At 32.6% G+C, this 3,847-nt stretch carries 4 protein-coding genes and 1 pseudogene; 1 reads left to right on the forward strand and 4 read right to left on the reverse strand.

Translation table 11 applies throughout. The features are described 5' to 3' along the window. A partial coding sequence (locus CQZ94_RS30260; protein WP_142395976.1) for an IS4 family transposase occupies nucleotides 1-562 on the reverse strand: 562 nt, incomplete at its 3' end. A gap of 103 nt (nucleotides 563-665) precedes the next feature. On the opposite strand from CQZ94_RS30260, the pseudogene CQZ94_RS32610 reads away from it, so the two are divergent. Continuing rightward, nucleotides 666-749, forward strand: a pseudogene (locus CQZ94_RS32610) (IS6 family transposase); the annotation flags it as partial. 785 nt (nucleotides 750-1,534) lie between these two features. Here CQZ94_RS32610 and CQZ94_RS30270 read toward each other — a convergent pair. From CQZ94_RS30270 to CQZ94_RS30285, 3 genes are all read right to left on the reverse strand, one after another. Continuing rightward, entirely contained in the window at nucleotides 1,535-2,194 is a 660-nt protein-coding gene (locus CQZ94_RS30270; protein WP_105588379.1) for a class D sortase, read from the reverse strand. A 56-nt stretch (nucleotides 2,195-2,250) separates the two neighbouring features. Next, nucleotides 2,251-2,787: an excalibur calcium-binding domain-containing protein gene (locus CQZ94_RS30275; protein ID WP_105588380.1), complete on the reverse strand. Its 537-nt coding sequence runs from the start codon at nucleotides 2,785-2,787 to the stop codon at nucleotides 2,251-2,253. 595 nt (nucleotides 2,788-3,382) lie between these two features. Continuing rightward, on the reverse strand, nucleotides 3,383-3,484 hold the full coding sequence (locus CQZ94_RS30285; RefSeq protein WP_000505688.1) for a YjcZ family sporulation protein: 102 nt from the start codon (nucleotides 3,482-3,484) through the stop codon (nucleotides 3,383-3,385). Nucleotides 3,485-3,847 lie beyond the last annotated feature (363 nt).

A 3,847-nucleotide genomic window follows, 5' to 3' on the forward strand; every position in this document is an offset into this window, starting at 1 on the left:
TATCCAAACATTCTGTACCAAAGGTTTTATCATTATTTTTACCTGGTTCCATTTGAAAATTGAGGAATTTTCCACTATGTAAATCATACTCTAGCTGAATCTTAATACCGGCTGTTTGTGCACATCCTCCTGAACCAGGATAAATAGGAGCCAAATGATTGGGTACTTGAAAAATAGTTGCATCTAAAATACGTATACGTTGAAAATAAGAGGTGTATTGGCTTGAGATTCGAGACGAATCGTTTAGTTTGCTTTTGATTAAAAGGGAGAATACACGCTGTAGAAATAAAACAGCACATCGGTTAAAACGTTGATTAAGTCCTTCTGGACTCATAAGTGTAGCTGTATTTGCATAAAGCTGGCTACATAATCGAGTAAGAGAATCGCTTGCTACATGTTGACTGATCCAAATACATAAAGCAGCCAAATCTTTTGCGCCATACTTACTTTTGCGTTTTACAAAACCTGTCTCTTGTGCAAGTTGTTGAAGAATATGTGGGGATAGATATCGCTGTAGTTCTTCAGCGAACAAATGAAACTCATCTTGAATCGATAGATTCATACAAAAACGCCATCCTTTCTCTATATTTCTACAAAAAGAATAACGCTTTCTATGAATTATGGGTATAAAATCATCTTAGGTTAATAGTAATGTGACGCTCCCCCTCTATAAACAAAGACGAAGTCTTCAAGCAGACTCCGTCTTTTCGGCGTACAATGAATTAGAACTGTTATTAGTAACTGACTAAAATTTAACTTTTTACAGAACTTTCCATTTCCTGTAAAAATAAATCAATTGAAAGAGTACTATAACAACAGAAACAAAAGTAATAAGCAAAAAAGTAGTTAATTCTAGTTGTACAGTAGATAATATAAATAAAGCTAAAGCAACTAAAGGGATTGAAAAAACGGAATTATAAAAACGTTTTTTATGTATTGAATTATACTTTCTAGTTTCACACGTATTATTAACCACTAATGAATCACCTCAATATTTTTAATTATGTGTAAGTTTATTGTAAAGATGGAAAAGTAATGCATATAAATATATTATCATACACTCCCTTTATTAGTCTAAAACTTCTGATTATTTAAGTATTGCAAGGATATTAAATTCTCTTTATTGATACCTAAAGTTATTTAAAATGATATATTGGGTTGTGTTACAAAGATTCTCAAAAACCGTTAAATTTTAGAAAAAAAGTCATGAGGAGAATACTGCATAGGATATTATTTTGGTTATTTTTGGTTTGATAACTGAAAATTAAAACTCTACAAACGAGAAAGGTTGGTGATTTGCCAACCTTTCTTGTTTACTATCAATCAATTTAAAAAAAGAAAAATTTTCGTTTAGGGGCTACTTTAAAATCCTAAGTTGATGGGCATGTGGCGGTACCCATTTAGAAGACTAGTATATACTGCTAGTCTTTTTTTATTAATTTACAAATTGAAGTAATAAAGAAAAGACACCCTAAGGTGCCTTCCTCCGATTTGAACCATCTTAATTTTAATAATATGTATTGGACGCCCATCTTCAACGAATGGAAAATAGAGATGATTCAATTATGTACCGATCTGGAGCGTCTCCTATATAGTCAAAAGGATAACAAGTTGTTAATGTTAATGTAGGCTCACTTTTGTCTACAATAACTGTTCGATCTTCTGAATCTGTTATCCAATGCTTGTTAATTCTATATGTATATGTTTTATTTTCATATTCCACGATAAGTTGGTCATTTTCCTTTAGTTGACCAAGCTCGGTAAAAACAGTATCTCTATGCCCACTTAAAACTGTATGCCCATTTCCAGATGGTGTAGTAGTTAAATCACTAACAAACATACCTACACCTTTTTTCAGTACTTTATCGTCAGCTCCCCAATATACAGAGTATTTCTTTTGTATTTTAGGGATAATTAAATATGCTACTTTATCTCCTAATTGATGGTTTACCTTTGAAGCGGGAATTTGTACAGGTTCTTCAGGTTGTAATGAAGTCTCAGTCTTTGTCTCTGTTTGATTGATGTTTGTTGTTTCATTTTCTTTAGAAGGTGTGGAGGTCTCATAGTGCTTCGCTTCGTTAGTCGTTAGCGACTCTGCTGATTGTCTAGCACCATACCATTCTAGAAAATAATAGGAAAAGATAGTAAGTCCAATAACAATTAAAAATAAGCCTATCCATTGTTTTTTATTCATTTTTATCACTCCATTTGAAAACGACAGGATTTCTCCTGCCGTTTTAAGGAACTATTTTATGCGTTTGTCTTTTTACGACGGAACATTAATACAGATCCAGCTAATGCTAAGCCTAAGCTTGCTAACATCATTGTAACACCGTTTGATGCTGTATTAGGTAATTTTTCACCATGTTTTTTAGTTTCTTTTTTCACAACTGTATTAGTATTTTTCTTTGTTTCTTTTGCAGTTGTTTGGTTGTTTTGTTTTGAATTCTCTTGCTTAGTGTTTTCTTGTTTAGCAGGTTCTTGCTTAGTGTTTTCCTGCTTAGTTTGTTCTTGAGGTTTAGTAGTTTCTTTATTTTCTGTTGTAGTATTTGTGCTTGTTGGATACTTATAATCTTCACATGGGATGCCATCTTTATCATTGTCTAAACGATGTGGATCATTTCCAACACCATATCCGTTTTGATCCCAGAATGCTTGAGCATCTTGTTGGCTTTTAAAATGTCCACAGTTTTTTGTATCATTAGGACTTTTTGCTGCAAATGCAGAAGAACTGTACCCCACTGTTAATAATGTGACCGCTGTTGCTGAAGCTAATAGTTTTTTCATAATTTTCTCCATCTCCCTAAATGGTATGTATTTACATTGAAATATTTTACATTTAAAAAATTGAAAATACAATAATAATTTGTAGATAAATGTAAGATTTCTAGATAATAATAGCAAACTATTAATTTGTATATTGTCATATCATGTCGAACGAAAATAAAAAAAGACACCCTAAGGTGCCTTCCTCCGACTTGAACCACTTTACTTTTAATAATATGTATTGGACATTAAGTAAACACGCCCTATAAAACAGAATCATTTATTTTCACCAGATTGTTAGTGTACAAATACAAGAGAATCGAGATCGTTTGTTTGGCTAGATTAAAGCAACGCCACATCTATATGGTTGAGATGTGTTACGCCTTCTAATCGGAGAATCTGCTTTATAGAACGTGTCCACAATTTATATTTTACTACATGTAATATTTAGTTGGTGTAATTTTTACAAATATGTATAATTACATAAAGTTTATGAGAAAAAGAGAGTATACTTTGGTATTGTGTAATAAAGAAAAAGCCCACCTACGGAAATAGGTGGGCTTTTTAACGCATAAAGAAAAGACACTCATATAAGAGTGTCCTTCCCGATAGTTTTTTAGCAGAAGCAAGAAGCTCCAACTATGATTAATAAAATAAATAATACAACTAATAAAGCAAAGCCGCCGCCACAACTACTGCAACTACCACCAAAGCCCATTTTAATCTCTCCTTTGAGTAGGAGGGGAAAATTAAGGTCACTCATGTATTTTAATGGATTCACTTTACCTTATGTTTTTAAGGATTAATTGAGCAGGTCCTTTTGGAAATAAAGAAAAGACACCCTAAGGTGCCTTCCTCCGACTTAAGAATCACATCTATGTATTGAAGAAATTTAGAAAAGATAAATACAAAAGGGGGTGCTTCTAACTATAATTTATAGATGTTTATTAAAGATCTCCTGATTTATGTAGAGCGGCCGTTACTTCATCACCGAAAGTATTTAAAGAGAATGTTTGCTCTTCTATTGGATCCATTTCTGTAGCTTCACCTATCTTGCCGTCTTGAAGTTCCCAGAAATAGT

The sequence above is a fragment of the Bacillus sp. MYb209 genome (assembly GCF_002975175.1).
Lineage (GTDB): Bacteria > Bacillota > Bacilli > Bacillales > Bacillaceae_G > Bacillus_A.